This is a genomic window from Campylobacter sp. (assembly GCF_030528245.1).
In the GTDB taxonomy this organism is placed as follows: domain Bacteria; phylum Campylobacterota; class Campylobacteria; order Campylobacterales; family Campylobacteraceae; genus Campylobacter_D.
Genome location: NZ_JAUMZG010000008.1, coordinates 1 through 14,711 on the forward strand (window position 1 = coordinate 1; position 14,711 = coordinate 14,711).

Below are 14,711 nucleotides of genomic sequence, written 5' to 3' on the forward strand. Positions count from 1 at the left end.
GATCCTAAAGCCTGAGCTCAGTCTTTGCAAAGCGGTGTCTAGGCTTTTGTTGTTTTTGGAAAGTTCAGGTTTTGGTAGGAAATTTTTAAAGCGCAGATAATTGAACCTGGATTTGTGAATTTTGAATTAAAATAGCATTAAAAATTTCCATTAAAGTTCTAAAATGCTAAATGAAAATACCGATAAAACTGTTGCTCTCATCGCACCTTTTTACAATTTAAATCAAATGCTCGCGGCTTGTCTTGATAGCCTCATCGCTCAAAGCTATCCGCATTTGTGTATTGTTCTTGTCAATGATGGTAGCGATGATGATTCTTTGCGCCTCGCTAAAGAATACGCCCTAAAGGATGAGCGTATCATCATCATCGATAAAGAAAATGGCGGACAAAGTAGCGCCAGAAACGCCGCGCTTGAATTGCTAATGCAAACGCAGACGCTTGTAAAAAAAGGGATCTTGGAGGGTTTTGAGGTGCTGGGCGTGAAGGGCGCTAACCCTCTAAAAATCAAAGGCATTTACAAAAATCCCAAACAAAGCATACAAGAGCCCGCTTACATTCAGTTTGTTGATGGGGATGATGTTTTGGAGCGAGACTGCGTCGCAGAGTGCGTTGAAAGGATGATCGGCGCGGATGTTTTGTGGTTTGATTATCAAATTTCTAGCACCATCGCTCTTAAAAAAATCCCTCCCAGCCAGATGCGAATTTTTTCCTACGCTGAGGAGGGGTTCATCACGCGGGCTCAGTGGTTTGAGAGGGCGCAGATAAAGCCGTTGTTTTGGTTCGTTTGGCAGGGGATGATTGATTTTAGTTTTCTCAAAAAAATCAAGCTCAAATTCATCAACGGCATCATCTATGAGGATCATTGTTTTGGCATTTTGCTTTTTATGAGGGCGGAAACAATTTATCTTTACCCTCAAAAAAAATATCTCTACCAAATTCATCCCAACAGCACGATGAATCCTTTGAATGAAATTTCTCCTAGGTCTTATAATTATGATTTGTTTAAGGCTTGCGGGGATTTTGAAAGCTTCAAGGCCTATCAATGGGCTAGGTCCTGGATCTTGAGCAGTGCCTATATGATGGACTATTTTAAGGAAAATTCGCAGGAGGACTTTGAAAAAATGCGCACTTATTTTTTGTTCATTTTTTTGGACAAATCCTTATCGCTTTTATTTATGGCAAAGGATCCTTTGAATTTGAAGGACCTGCTAGCAGACTTTAAAGCCCATCTTCAAAAGCACCCCCTCAGCGCGGCAGAATGTGTAAGGCAAGGACTGGCCTATCGTTTGGGCTTTGCTTTTTTAAGCGCCTACAAAAATCCTCGCGCTTTGATTTCTCTACCATTCACGCTTTGGAAAATTTACAGGCGCTTTAGCCGCGAGCAAGAAATTTTTCAAAACAATCTTTCAAATTTTCCCTACATCCATTTTGATAAAAATGACGAAAATTTAGAGGTGCGAAAGATCAAAAAACACCTTTCTTACAAAATAGGCAGAATTTTATGCCTCTTCATCCCCTCATCCAATAAAATAAATGTTTAAATTTTGTTACGAAAATATACATAAATTTAAATTTTTTCTTAAATTATTTCTGGAATAGAATTGCAAATTTCTAAACTTTTCATACAATTGAGGGTAAAAATTTCAAGGAGTTTAAGATGAATTTTGATGCCCTCATCAAACCCAATAAAAATTTTGCAAGGTCCGCACGAATCAAAAATATCTGCGAGTATTATGATCTTTACGAGGAAGCGCAGGAGGATTTTGAAAATTTTTGGAAAAAAATGGCCTTGGAGAAAATTTCTTGGTTCAGCCCATTTTCTAAGGTTTTAAACGAAAACAAGGCCCCTTTTTATAGGTGGTTTGAAGGTGGGACGCTTAATGTGAGCTACCAGTGTCTCGATCGGCATCAAAAAACGCGTCGCAATAAAGCCGCTATCGTTTTTGAAGGAGAGCGTGGAGATTATGAGGTTTATACCTACCGCAGGCTTTTTCACGAGGTTTGCAAGGCTGCGAATTTGCTGAGACGATTTGACATCAAAAAGGGCGATAGAGTGGTGCTTTATATGCCGATGATCCCAGAAAGTGCCATTGTGATGCTAGCCTGTGCGAGGGTGGGAGCTGTTCATAGTGTGGTTTTTGGAGGTTTTTCTCCCGAAGCTCTGAGAGATAGGATAGAGGATGCGGGAGCCAAGCTTGTCGTTACGGCTGATGGGGCCTTCAGGCGCGGCAAGCCCTACATGCTAAAGCCTGCGGTGGATAAGGCTTTGAGCGAGGGCTGTAAAAGTGTGGAAAAGGTCCTCATCGTCATACGCAACGGCGAGCCCATCGACTACATCAAGGGGCGTGATTATGTCTATAATGAGCTGGTGAAAAACGAATCATACAAGTGTGAGCCTGAGATTATGGAGAGCGAGGATCTGCTTTTTTTGCTTTACACTTCAGGCTCTACGGGTAAGCCTAAGGGCGTGATGCACTCGAGTGCGGGCTATATTTTGTGGGCGCAGCTTACGATGGAGTGGGTGTTTGACATTAAGGATTATGATAATTACTGGTGCAGTGCGGATGTGGGATGGATCACAGGCCACACTTATGTGGTGTATGGACCCCTAGCTTGCGGGGCGACGACGATAATGTATGAGGGCACGCCGATTTATCCAAATTCTGGGAGATGGTGGAGGATGATAGAGGAGTATCAGGTGAGTAAATTCTACACATCCCCAACGGCCATCAGGATGCTCTATGCAGACGCGCCGGATGAGCCTAAGAATTACGATTTGAGCACGCTCGAGGTTTTGGGGACGGTGGGAGAGCCGATAAATCCTAGCGCTTGGGCTTGGTTTTATGAGGGCGTGGGGGGGTCGAAATGCCCCATTGTGGATACTTGGTGGCAAACCGAAACGGGTGGGCATATGATAAGCCCTCTGCCAGGCGCCACGCCACTAAAGCCAAGCTGCGCGACCTTGCCGCTTCCGGGAATTTTTGCAGAAATTATTGACGAGGAGGGGAATAAAAAGGGCGTGGGTGAGGATGGATTGCTTTGCATCACTAGGCCCTGGCCTTCGATGATTAGGGGGATTTGGGGTGATGAGGAGCGCTACAAGCAGAGCTATTTTTCTCAGGCTAAGAAGGATGGTAGGGCTGTGTATTTTAGCGGGGATGGCGCTTTTTACGATGAGAGGGGCTACATCACTATCACAGGACGCACGGATGATGTGGTCAATGTCGCGGGGCATCGCATCGGCACAGCAGAAGTGGAGTCGGCTTTGGCCAAGCACAAAAGCGTGGCCGAGTCGGCTGTGGTGAGTGTTTTGGACGAGATTAGGGGGGAGAGTTTGTTCGCCTTTGTGGTTTTAAATTCTAGCGCCAATCTCGCCGAGGAACTTGAAATTTTAAAAGAGCTCAACGAAATTTTAAGAGCAGAGATTGGACCCATCGCAAAAATCGAGCACATCCTCTACACGCCCGGACTGCCTAAGACGAGAAGCGGGAAGATCATGCGGAGAATTTTACGCTCCATTGCCAGAGGAGAGGAGCTCAAGCAGGATATTTCTACTTTGGAGGATTCGGCTGTGGTTGCTCGCATTGTGGAGCTTGCAAAGGGGCGTTAGGCTAGGATTTTTTCCAGCTCTTTTTGACTGATTTTTGCCGAGTCAAATTTCACAACCCAGCCCCCAGTGTTTTGATAAACCTCCACAATGGCGGGATGTTCTTTAAGATTTTTTGATGGGCTTAGTTTTTGGGCGCTGAGGTAGAGATTCTTAAAATCGCTAGGATTTTTCAAAAAGCAAAGGGCTAAAAACCAAAACAAACAAAGAAAAACCAGAGCGTAAAGCAGGGTTGGATTTTGGAATTTTAAAATCAAACCCCCAGCCACACCCCCAGCCAAACCCCCCGCATAGCCAAAGACGTTGAAGAGTCCCAAAGCCGCGCCTTTGGAGTGAGCCTTGCAGAATTTAGAGGCGCAGGACTGCATGAGTGGCTCGTGCAGATTGAAGGCGATGAAAAAAACCACCACGCCGCTGATGAAGACCCCAATCCCCCATTCTAAGGAAGCTAAAAGGGGCGAGAGGGCGAAGATGATGTAGCTTGAAGTAAAAAGCAAAACTCCCAAAAGAAGCAAAAATTTGCTTTTGCCCCTTCTCTCACCCAGTGCCCCCGCAAAGCCCATAGCCAAAAATCCAAACAACATAGCCCCCAAATAGACCTCAAACAAATTTTCTTTGGGAAGTTGGAAAGCGCTTTTAGTCAAAAAAATCGGTATGAGCAAGAAGCTAAGGCTAAGGAGCATTTTTTGCAAAAAATTTGTGGCGTTTAGGAGGCTTAAATTTTTTTCTTTGAGGAGGCTTACAAGGGATGTTTTTTCGTCTGTGTGGGTGATTTTTTCTTCTTTGGGTACGGCAGTGTAGAGCAAGATGATGCAAAAAAAAGAAAGGGCAGCACTCAGCTCAAAAAGGCTTGAAAGTCCCCATTTTGCACTCATCCAAGGGGAAATCACCATAGAAGCCGCGAAGGCTATGCCGATGAATCCGCCCATCATCGCCATCGCTTTGCTGCGTTTTTCTTCGGGGATGAAGTCGCTTATCATCGCGCTAGCCACCCCGCCGATAGCGCCGCTGCCCTGTAAAATGCGCCCCAGAAGCATGGTGTAGATGTCATTTGCCCCCGCACAAAGCAGTGAGCCTATGATGAAAATGACAAGCCCCAAAAGCATCGTTTTTTTGCGTCCTATTTTGTCGCTTAGGATGCCAAAGGGTGTTTGCAGGAGCATTTGCATCAGGGCGTAAATCCCTACGAGTAGGCCGATGAGAAGGCTGTTTGCCCCCCTTAGTTCCAAGGCATAAAGGCTCAAAACGGGCAAAACGATGAAAAGGCCGAAAAATCGTGTCGCGATGATGAAAGATAGTGGCAGGACGCTTTTTAGCATGGTGGTTCCTAGGGTTGAATTTTGGGCCGGATTTTATAAAACATTGCATTAAGGCTTGATTAAGACTGGATTAAATCTTTAAAAAGTTTGTTGTTGTAAGATGACGCTTTTTTGGATCTTAGCCGCGATAGAAGGATTGAGAGATGAAAATCATCCTAGCCACGAGCAATAAGCATAAGATTGTTGAAATTCAAAGCATCTTGCAGGGCTTCACCCTGTGCGCGCTGGACTCAGTGATAGAGCCCTTTGCGATAGAGGAAAATGGCACGAGTTTTAGGGAAAATGCCCTCATAAAGGCCCGGGCGGTTTTTGAGGCCTTGCGGGATGAGGAGGCTGTGGTTTTGAGCGATGATAGCGGACTTTGCGTGGATGCTTTGGGAGGGGAGCCAGGAATTTATGCGGCGCGGTATTCCTCGCAAAAAACGGACGCGGCTAACCGGGCTAAACTCATGGCAGAGCTTAAAAAAAGGGGACTTGAGGAGAGTGGGGCGCATTATGTTTGTGCGGTGGCTTTGCGTTCGAAATGGGGGAATTTTAGCGCTGAGGCGAGGATGTATGGGAGGGTGCTTTGCAGGGAGCTTGGAGAAAAGGGCTTTGGCTATGATAGCCTCTTCGTCCCGCTGGGGCTTGAGAAAACTCTTGCCCAGCTTGATGCTGCGGAGAAAAACCGCCTTTCGCATCGCTTCAAGGCTTTGAATTTGGCTAAAATCATGCTTAATATTTTGAAGAAGGTTGGGAAATGAAATTTGTCAAATATTTGGTTTTTGTTGTTTTGATTTATGTGGCGTGGATGGCTTTGCAGCTTTATTTTTCCTGATAAAACTTAAAAGCAGGCAGGGCAATAAAACAAGACTCCCCCCCAAAAGTAAGAGCATGACAAGGGTGGTGAGCAGTCCAAAATAAATCGTAGGAATGAAATGGCTACTCATCATCACGCTAAAGCCCAAAACGATACTGACGCTCGTGTAATAAAGCGCCGCACCCGTGAAAAGGTGGGAATTTTTCACCGCATTTTCGGGGCTTTGATGCTTCAGCTCCTCCTCAAAGCGGTAAAGATAGTGCAAAATATCATCCACGCCGATGCCTATGGCGATGGCGGCTATGGTGATGCTCATCAAATCCAAAGGGATGCCAAGCAGTCCCATCAGAGCGAAAACGAGACTGAGGGGCAAGACATTGCAAATGAGGGCGATGAGGGCGATTTTGAGCCTTCTAAAAATCAAAACAAAAAGCGAGAATATCATCAAAAGCACAAAGGCTAAGGTGTCAAATTGCGAAGAAAAGAGGCTTTGGAGCATATTGTTGTAGAGGAGCATGAGGCCTGTTACTTGCACCTCCACGCCCTCATCCTTCAAAAGCGAGTTTAAATCCTGCTGTAAATTTTGTAAAAATTCATTGCGTTTCAGAGCGGGGTCTGAGTCGATGATGCGTAGGCTAAAGCGCAGTTCGTTGTTTTCGATATTGACATAGGGGGAGAGCAGGTCCTGCTTGAAGGTATCGGGGAGATTTTCATTAAGAAAGGCGAGGGAGAAGTCGTCCAAATCCTTCCCGCCGTTAATCGTCGCCCCCAAACTCAAAAGACTGTTGAGGCTTAAAACCGATCCGACAAATTCGTTCTGGGCTAGGTGCTCGTGAATTTTCTTCGCAAGCCTTGTTTTTTGACTGTTGAACCAGTAGGTATCCTTGGCGGCTAGGGCTTGAAATTCTGCCTCAAAGCTGTCCAAACCCTCCCCCTTGCTTTGAATTTCCTTAAAGCGAACGACAACATCAAGTGGCAGCGTGCCGCCCAACTGCCTGTCAATGAGGATCAGGCCCTTTTTAATCTCGCTGCCGTCTTTGAAGTAATTGACGAAGGAATTTTCCACCTCAAGCCTCGGCAAACCCACGCAGGCGATGAGGATCACCAAAAGACTGGCACAATAAACCTTCATCCTGTGCTTCAGGCTCAAATGGGCGCAAAAATGCAAAAATGAAAGCTTGAATTCCTTTTGCGAGCCTCTTTTTCCTATGAGTATGAGGGCGCTTGCCAAAAAGAGGTAGCAAAAAATCAAGGCCATCCCTATCCCCACGCTCATCATTATGCCGAGCTTAATGATGGGCTCAATGTGGGAGAAAATCAGTGAAAAAAAGCCTATCATCGTAGTGAGCACGGCAAAAAAGCTAGGCCTTGCCTTGGCGAGGAGGGTTTGGAGGACGATGTTTTGGAGGGAGCTTTGGGGGCGAATTTTGAGCGTCTCTAAAAAATGCGTCAAAATATGCACGACTATGCTGAGGGTGATGATGAGGACGAGGGCAACGTAATTGGACGAGATGACGGTGATGGGGAAATTTAAGAGGGCAAAAACCCCGCTGGCCGCGCCCAAGGAGGCAAAGCAAATCAAAAGCGATAAAAGCATCAACGGCACAGAGCGGAAAAAATACCCAAGCGCAAGGGCGAGCAAAAGCACCAAAGAAAGCCCGTAAATTTTTAAATCCTCTTTAATGTAGCTGATCATGTCATCACTGATCATCCTCACCCCGCCCAAATACAGCGCATCGCCCCCCGCTTCAAACTGGGCTTTGATGGATTTGATGCGCTCTAGGATTTTTTTATTGCTTTCATTTTGCGCTTCTTGGTGCTTTTTGAGTGCGAGGCGGAGGCGATTTTTTTCCTCTTCCGTATCTGCTCTGTCCCTGTCCTCGATGAGTTTTGCGTGGATCAAATCGGGCTTAAAATAGATGATGAAGGCTGCAACCTTGCCGTCTTTTGAAATGATATTGCTTTGGTAAAAAGGGCTGTGAAGAAGCTCATCCTTGGCCCTGCTCACATTGATGTCCTTGCTTGTGATGGTGGGGATATTTTTGAGAAGCTCCTTGAGGTCGGCGTTATCGCTGCTTGAAAGCAAGGGAGCGTTGATGATGCTTAGAACCCGCTCCACGCCTTCAAGCCCCTCGAGCTTGGCGTGGAGATCTTGAGCCCTTTCTAGACTGCGAGGAGAAAAGGGATTTTCATCGCTGGGACTGAAGGCTAGCATCAAAAAATCATCACTCGGATAGTGCCCTGAGAGTTCTCTATAAATTTTTAAATCCTCATCATCCTCCAAAAGCAAACTCTGCGCACTCGCATCCACAGAAAGCCCAAGCGCACAAAGACTCAAAAGCGCACAAAGGCAAAGGGTGCTTGAAAAGGTAGCCAGGGGGTGGCGGATGAAGATCCTTAAAATTCTAGCCAGCATCACTCGATGGTAATGGTTTTTAGCTTTTCAAGGAGGGTTTTAAAATCCCCGTTATTGAGGATGTCGCCAAATTGCGAGCGGTAGGTTTGGATGATGCTGATGCCCAAAATATCCACATCATAAATGAGCCAATTGTCGGCTTCGTTGTAGAATTTGAAAACGATGAATTTTTCCTCGCCATCCACGACCATGGAGCTTGTGAGGAAGTATCGTTTTTCGTTTTTTTGCTCCGCGCTCTTCACTTTTAAAATTTGATCCTTGTAAAGCTCTAATTTATCGGTAAAGCTTTTTTTAAGGCTGGCCTCAAAGGCCTGCGCGAATTCCCTCCTCTGCTCGTCTGTCAGTTTTTCATAGTGCTCAGAAAGGGAGAGTTTTGCCATCAGCTCGTAGTCAAAAATCCCATCAAAAAGCGTAAAAATTTCTGCTGCCGCTGCCTTTTTGTCCGCTTTAGCATTCTGCAAAATTTTCAGGCTTTTATCGATCTTTTCTTGCATCGTGCTTTGAATTTCATCAAGCTCTAGGGCAAAGCCGCCTAAAACCAGTGCCAAACACAAAATTATTTTTTTCATCACCTTCTCCTATTTACTAAGCTCCTCGCGCCTTTGCTCGTAAGCATCGCGCAAGAAAGGATACAAATTCGGCGCGTTGTGATAGATCGCATCCACCTCATCAAGCCTAAAAGAAAGCTCATTGCCAAAGCTATAAGCCCCCACCGCCGTGCTGACCCAAGCGGGCTTTAAGTAGCCCACAGGTGAGGCATACCAAAGCGCGGGCAGGGTCAGGGCATCCCTGAGATTGCTAGGTCCTAAGAGGGGCAAGACGATATGAAAGCCTCCGCCCACACCCCAGTGCGCTAATACCAAGCCCAAATCGGCCGGATGCTTCTTAAGCCCCATCTTAGAGGCAGGATCCATAAAGCCACCAAAGCCCATGATGGTATTAGCCAAGAAGCGCTGAAACTCCTCCCCGGCGTTGTTAAATTTCAGCTGCAAGACATTGCCCACAAAGCGAAAGGGCCCCAAAAGATGCTCGAAAAAATTCTGCGCCCCCTCGCGGATAAATTCTGGCGTGATGGCGTTGTAGCCTCTTAAAATAGGGCCAAGGGCGTGATCGTAAAGCAAGACATTAAAATGCGTCATGATTTTATTGTAGCCTGAGAGTGGATCGCTCACTTCGTATTTTTGATACTCCTGCTCAAAATCTTTCCAATTTTCATCCGCAAAAACAAAGGAGCAAATCAAGCACAGCCATAAAATTTTTTTCAACTTTTTTCCTTGAGGGGTCGTTTGGCTTTATTGTACTTTAAAATTTTAAATTTCAATATCCCAGTAAAACTCAACCCATTCTTTGGCTTCTTTTAGCTTAAAATCAGGCTCTAAAAGGGCGCTTTTTTTGTAAAAGATGGTCGCGATTTTAAGCTGGATGTGGGGGAATTTTTCCTGCAAAACTCTCGTGATCTCTCTCAAGCTTTCACCGCTGTCAATGATATCGTCAATCAGGAGGATTTTTTGATATTTGCTAAGGTCTGGGATGTTGAAAATTTCAATGCTATCAAGCTTTTTTGTGTCCTCATAGTGAATGGAGTTCAGGCTGAAAAGATAGCGTGTCTTAAGAGCCACCGCCAAAGAATGCCCCAGGCTCATCCCCCCTCTAGCTACGGCTAAAAGAGCATCGGGGGCGAATTCTTTTTGGATTTGCCGGGCTAAAATTTTCACATCGTCTTTGAATTCATCGTAAGAATAAAACATCACTCCCCCACCTCACAGGGCGATCAATAAAAAATTTCCCAAAGAAATCAGGCCCAAAATTCCCACGCCAAGATTGATCTTATCCCACTCGCGCCTGAAAATCAGCATCATCAAATACGACAAAAATCCAAAGGCAAAGCCCGTTGTGATGGAGTAGCTAAGGGGCATCATGATGATGGTGAAAAAGCTGGCCACGCCGATGGCGCTGTCCTTAAAATTTATGTTTTTCACCGCGGCAAACATCAAAATCCCCACCATCACGAGCACGGGGTAGATTGCGTTGGCCGGGATTGCCTTAAAAAGTGGCAGCAAAAACAGGGTCAAAGCAAAGCAAAAAGCCACCACCACGGCGACTAGTCCCGTCCTCCCCCCGCTCTCAACCCCCGTGCTACTCTCCACAAAGGCCGTCACCGTAGAAGTGCCCACCATAGCCCCCGCGGTGGAGCCTAGCGCATCGGCGATGAGCGTTTTTCCGAGCTTTTTCTCGCCTGTAACGGGTTCGTCGAAAATTTTATCCCGCTCGCCCACGCCCGTAACCGTGCCTATGCTGTCAAAAAGCTGCATGATGAAGAGGGTCAAGATCACAGGCACCATCGAAACGCTCAAAGCGCCCTTGATGTCAAGCTGCAAAAAGATCGCCCCCAGGCCGTCTTGGCTGCTGAAATTGGGCAGGGAGATTAAATTTTGCGGGAAGCTAGCCCCGTCAATGTGAAAACTCCAAGCGATGATGGCGTTGGTGAGGATGGCGATGATGAAGACCCCCTTCAGTCCCATCGCCCAGAAAAACATGAGGACGATGAGGGCGAAGATCCCGAATAAAACATTGGGATCTTTGAAATTCCCAAGGCCTATGAGGGTGTTTTCATTGTGCGCGATGATGCCCATTTGCGTGAGGGCTAAAAAGGCGATGAAGAGGCCAAGCCCCGCGCAAATCGCCAGACGCAGATCCTTAGGGATGCTGCGGATCACCCACAGGCGGAAATTTGTAAAAGAAAGCCCCAAAAAAATGACGCTGGAGATGAAAACAGCCCCCAAAGCGCTCTGCCAGGGCACATTTTGCCCCAGGCAAACCACGAAGGTGAAATAGGCATTGAGTCCCATTCCCACGCTCATGGCTACGGGTGTGTTGGCGAAGAGGCCGTTGAAGGCGCTGGTGATGATGGTGATGAGGGCTGTGGCCGTGATGAGGGCCTCTAGGGGCATGCCTGTGTTGCTTACGATGTAGGAATTTACGGGGATGATATAGACCATGGTTAAAAAAGTCGTAAGCCCCGCTAAAATCTCGGTTTTGACATCAGTGCCGTGAGCCTTTAGGTCAAAAAAATTCATTCACAGCCTTGATAAATTTGAAGCTCATTATACAGGCTATCCCTCTCCACAGGCAGGAAATTTGAGGTCTGTATGAGCTCGATGAAGGTTTTCAAGCCCGTCCCGCTAGCCGACTTTGCCCCCCCTGCGCTTTGTATGCTTTCCCTCTCTATCGTGCCATCCAAATCATTCGCGCCAAATTCCTGCGCCACCATGGCCAAATTCAAGGTCATGGTCGCCCAGTAGGCCTTGATGTTTTGGATATTATCCAGCACCAGACGCGAGATGGCGATGGTTTTGAGGATTTCCTCGCTATCAAGCTGCTCCCTCACATCCAAAAAGCTATTGTCCTTTTGCCACACCAGCGGGATGAAGGCGTTAAAACCGCCCGTTTCATCCTGCAGTGCCCTGAGTCTTAGCATGTGATCGATGCGATGCTCTCTTTTTTCAATGTGCCCATAAAGCATCGTGGCGTTACTCTGCCTACCCTTTTGATGCCAAATTTTGTGGATTTTGAGCCAGTTCTCACTGCTGACCTTGCCCTTGCAAATTTTTTCACGCACCCCCTCATCGAAAATTTCCGCCCCCCCGCCGGGCATAGAATCGACGCCATATTCGAGCATCTTTTCCACCACCGCCTCATAGCTAAGTCCCCACCTGCGATGGATGAAGTCAATCTCGGCTGCGGTGAGGGCCTTGATGTGAATTTGAGGATGCTTTTGCTTGATTTTTTGAAAAATTTCCAAATACCACTGCCAAGTCGTGTTTTTGTTGTGCGCAGAGACGATGTGCACCTCTTTTGTGCCGCGTTTTAGCGTGTCCTCGACGATGTTTAGAATTTCCTCATGGCTCATCAGGTAGGGGTTGGGATTTTTTCTGTGGGCTGAAAAGGCGCAAAATTTGCAGGTGTCTGCGCAGATATTGGTGGGATTGATATGGCGATTACGGTTGAAATAAACCTTGCGTCCGTGCAGGGCGGTGCGCTTTTTGTGGGCGTATTTTGCCAGAGTGAAAAGGTCCAAATCATAAAGCTTGAAGGCTTGCTCCTTGCTTATTCTGGCGCCTTGATCGAGTTCGTGGATGAGTTTTTGCATCGTTGTTTGCCTGTGTGAAATTAAAGCGCGATTATAAATTTCGCTTACTGAAAGATAGTTTAGAATCAAAGCGTAAATTCTAGGCTAAAATGGGGCCTTAAATTTGCAAAACGAGGTTGGGGTTGTTTGAGGAAACGCAGGCCTTAAAAGACGAAATCATCGCATACCGTGGGCATTGTCAAAGGTTTTTTTTAAAGCAGGGCTCTTTCAGCCAGCATCATTGTAAAAAGGTGGATGGCTGGGTTGAGAGGGCTTATGTGGCGGTTTTGAGGGCTTATTTTGGGGACTTTTTGCCCCCGCCCCAGCTCGTGCCTTTTTGCGTCATCGCGCGCAGCTATTATGCGAAAAATGGGCTTTGTTTTGAGGAGACCCTGCCCCTCATTTTGGTTTATAAAAATCTCAAAATTTACCAACTCAAAATGATGATTAAAAGCTTCATAGGCGTTTTGAATGATGTCGGCTTGCGGCTTGATCATGTGATTTTAGAGCTTGACGGGCTTGATGGGCTCAGGGATAGCCCCCTCATCAGCTCCCTCATACAAACGCGCTTCATTTGCGGCTCAAAGCCCTTATTTAAGGAAAGCAAGGAGAAATTTGAAAGGCTTTTACGCACGCACAAGGACTCTTTGGCGCGGGGTCTGTTTTCCCCCCATGCTTACCCCGTTTTCACCCCGCAGGAATTTGACCTCAAAAAGCAGTGTGGCGGGCTTTTGGACCTGAGAAGACTGGATGATTTGCTCGCGCTTTTTAAAAATTCCCCGCGCAATCACGCCCTAAATTTCATCGATGAGGGGGAGCTTAGTCGGTTGCGTTTGGCTGGGGAATTTGTGCTTTCTTTCAAGTCGGCTTTGAATTTGCAAAGCCGAAAAGACGAAGACAGATTTTCCCTCTCAGTAGCCGAAGAAATGGCGGATTTGATGTATAAGAAGGGCAAAAAAAATTCAAAAGCGGCCGCCCTGCTTGTGGGAAAAATTCTCCAAAGCATGCATACGATCAGCTTTTATAGCATTTTTTTGAGTGAAAAAATCAAAAACGGATCCTCCGCCCAAGAGCCTAAATTTTCAAGCCTTATCGAGGCTTTGCAAGTTTTATCATCGCTGGATGATGTGCCGCAAAATTTCAGCATCCACTGGGTTCATGCCCTGCAAATCCTGCCCTTTGAGAGGACAAAAAGCGAGGAGGCCCTGCGAATTTTTGAGGGCTTTTTTGAGAGAAAGCATAGCTTTGCGCTTTTAAAACTCCTGCTCGATAGCGGGAAGCTAGCCCTTATTTTCAGGCCATTGCAGCGCTTTTTGTGCCATGAAGAGGGCGAGTATAGCTTTGATGTGGAGGCCTTTTTGCTCCTGCGCGGCTTTGAGGATTCAAGCTGGGAGCTTTGCGAGGAGGAGGAAAAGCTTTTGAAGCTTGTTTTGCTTTTTCACGCGCTTGGGGAGGAGAGGGGCGGGGCCTTCAGGGCCTTTTGCAGTCGGTGGGATTTGCGGGCGCAAAATTTAGAGCTCGGAGTGCGTCTGTGTAGGCATTTTAACGCCCTTAAGGATCTCATCGAAAAGGAGGACATTTACAATCCCATCATCATCACCGGGCTGCTTTCGCGGCTTGAGGATGTGAGGAGTTTAGAGCTTTTGCATCTTTTGACGGGACTTAGGGCTAGAATTTTTGGCATGGGGGATTTTTTTTGCAGGGTTTTGAATAGGCTTTTGGAAAACGCAAAAGAGGGCTTTAGCGATGTGAATTTGCTAGAAGAGGGCACGAGGCGCCTCAAAAAAGAGTGGGCCTTGAAGCGGAGTGGAATTTTTTTAAAACAAGATGAAATTTTGCGCGATAAAATCCTCCACATCAAATCCAATCTTTTCGTCATCAAAAATAGCCCTGAGGATATCGTTAAAATCGCTATTTTAGCGCGTGAGAATCCTCTCAAATTCTGGCTGAGTACCCGGACAAATTTGAGCCTAGAAATCATCGCAAGTAAGAATTTCAAGCCAGAATTTATCCTCAACGCCCTCACTCGATTCAACCTCATTTTTATGAGCTTTTATGAGCTTTTTGATGATAAAATTTATCTCAAATTTGAATACGCCAATCGCGTCGATGAAAGCGAAGAAAGCAAGCTTTACGCGCTTTTAAACTCAACCCTCACAAATCCCATCAAAAAGAAGATCAAAAAGCCAAGCATTAAAAAAGACGAGCTAAAATTGGACTTAAATTATTCTAAATTTTATGCAAAATTAAACCTCAATGCTAGGGACCAGCAGGGTTTGATGGCATTTATTGTGAATACTTTCAGTCTTTATGATTTGCATTTGAGCACGGCAAAAATTCAAACCATACGCCAAAGAACGCGCAATGTTTTCATCTTTCACAAGAATGATGCCCTGCTCAACCATCAAGAAAGACTGATCAATACTCTAATAGGCGGGTGAA

At 46.2% G+C, this 14,711-nt stretch carries 11 protein-coding genes; 4 read left to right on the forward strand and 7 right to left on the reverse strand.

The features are described 5' to 3' along the window. Positions 1-163 precede the first annotated feature (163 nt). On the forward strand, positions 164-1,540 hold the full coding sequence (locus Q4A73_RS02550; RefSeq protein ID WP_303205872.1) for a glycosyltransferase: 1,377 nt from the start codon (positions 164-166) through the stop codon (positions 1,538-1,540). 116 nt (positions 1,541-1,656) lie between these two features. Further along, the gene (acs, locus tag Q4A73_RS02555) at positions 1,657-3,609 is read left to right on the forward strand and encodes an acetate--CoA ligase (RefSeq protein WP_303205873.1); all 1,953 of its coding nucleotides are present in this window, start codon (positions 1,657-1,659) and stop codon (positions 3,607-3,609) included. Here the strand turns inward: acs and Q4A73_RS02560 are convergent. Next, complete coding sequence (locus Q4A73_RS02560; RefSeq protein ID WP_303205874.1) at positions 3,606-4,925, reverse strand: MFS transporter; 1,320 nt, start codon at positions 4,923-4,925, stop codon at positions 3,606-3,608. The genes acs and Q4A73_RS02560 overlap by 4 nt on opposite strands. Positions 4,926-5,068: 143 nt before the next feature. Between Q4A73_RS02560 and rdgB the strand changes: the two genes are divergently transcribed. After that, entirely contained in the window at positions 5,069-5,668 is a 600-nt protein-coding gene (gene rdgB / locus Q4A73_RS02565; protein WP_303205875.1) for an RdgB/HAM1 family non-canonical purine NTP pyrophosphatase, read from the forward strand. Positions 5,669-5,674: 6 nt separating this feature from the next. Here rdgB and Q4A73_RS02570 read toward each other — a convergent pair whose 3' ends face one another. The 6 genes from Q4A73_RS02570 to mqnE are packed head-to-tail and all read right to left on the reverse strand — an operon-like array spanning position 5,675 to position 12,290. Then, positions 5,675-8,140 (reverse strand): MMPL family transporter, encoded by a 2,466-nt coding sequence (locus tag Q4A73_RS02570; RefSeq protein ID WP_303205906.1) that lies wholly within the window; start codon positions 8,138-8,140, stop codon positions 5,675-5,677. After that, entirely contained in the window at positions 8,140-8,709 is a 570-nt protein-coding gene (locus tag Q4A73_RS02575; protein WP_303205876.1) for an ABC transporter substrate-binding protein, read from the reverse strand. The genes Q4A73_RS02570 and Q4A73_RS02575 overlap by 1 nt, the downstream gene beginning before the upstream one ends. 9 nt (positions 8,710-8,718) lie before the next feature. Beyond that, a complete protein-coding gene (locus Q4A73_RS02580) occupies positions 8,719-9,405 on the reverse strand; it encodes an MlaA family lipoprotein (RefSeq protein WP_303205877.1) in 687 nt (228 codons plus the stop codon). Positions 9,406-9,450: 45 nt separating this feature from the next. Next, complete coding sequence (locus Q4A73_RS02585; protein ID WP_303205878.1) at positions 9,451-9,891, reverse strand: phosphoribosyltransferase family protein; 441 nt, start codon at positions 9,889-9,891, stop codon at positions 9,451-9,453. Positions 9,892-9,900: 9 nt separating this feature from the next. Continuing rightward, on the reverse strand, positions 9,901-11,217 hold the full coding sequence (locus Q4A73_RS02590) for an NCS2 family permease (RefSeq protein ID WP_303205879.1): 1,317 nt from the start codon (positions 11,215-11,217) through the stop codon (positions 9,901-9,903). Then, positions 11,214-12,290, reverse strand: coding sequence for an aminofutalosine synthase MqnE (gene mqnE, locus Q4A73_RS02595; protein WP_303205880.1), 1,077 nt, complete (start codon positions 12,288-12,290; stop codon positions 11,214-11,216). Before mqnE ends, Q4A73_RS02590 begins: the two co-directional genes overlap by 4 nt. Before the next feature lie 122 nt (positions 12,291-12,412). On the opposite strand from mqnE, the gene Q4A73_RS02600 reads away from it, so the two are divergent. After that, a complete protein-coding gene (locus Q4A73_RS02600; protein ID WP_303205881.1) occupies positions 12,413-14,710 on the forward strand; it encodes a nucleotidyltransferase in 2,298 nt (765 codons plus the stop codon). Position 14,711: the final 1 nt, after the last annotated feature.

What these genes read in the sequence shown, in the direction of transcription:
- Q4A73_RS02550 (WP_303205872.1), top strand. Translation starts at nt 164, where the DNA reads ATGCTAAATGAAAATACCGATAAAACTGTTGCTCTCATCGCACCTTTT.
- acs (WP_303205873.1), top strand. Translation starts at nt 1,657, where the DNA reads ATGAATTTTGATGCCCTCATCAAACCCAATAAAAATTTTGCAAGGTCC.
- Q4A73_RS02560 (WP_303205874.1), bottom strand. Translation starts at nt 4,925, where the DNA reads ATGCTAAAAAGCGTCCTGCCACTATCTTTCATCATCGCGACACGATTT.
- rdgB (WP_303205875.1), top strand. Translation starts at nt 5,069, where the DNA reads ATGAAAATCATCCTAGCCACGAGCAATAAGCATAAGATTGTTGAAATT.
- Q4A73_RS02570 (WP_303205906.1), bottom strand. Translation starts at nt 8,140, where the DNA reads ATGCTGGCTAGAATTTTAAGGATCTTCATCCGCCACCCCCTGGCTACC.
- Q4A73_RS02575 (WP_303205876.1), bottom strand. Translation starts at nt 8,709, where the DNA reads ATGAAAAAAATAATTTTGTGTTTGGCACTGGTTTTAGGCGGCTTTGCC.
- Q4A73_RS02590 (WP_303205879.1), bottom strand. Translation starts at nt 11,217, where the DNA reads ATGAATTTTTTTGACCTAAAGGCTCACGGCACTGATGTCAAAACCGAG.
- mqnE (WP_303205880.1), bottom strand. Translation starts at nt 12,290, where the DNA reads ATGCAAAAACTCATCCACGAACTCGATCAAGGCGCCAGAATAAGCAAG.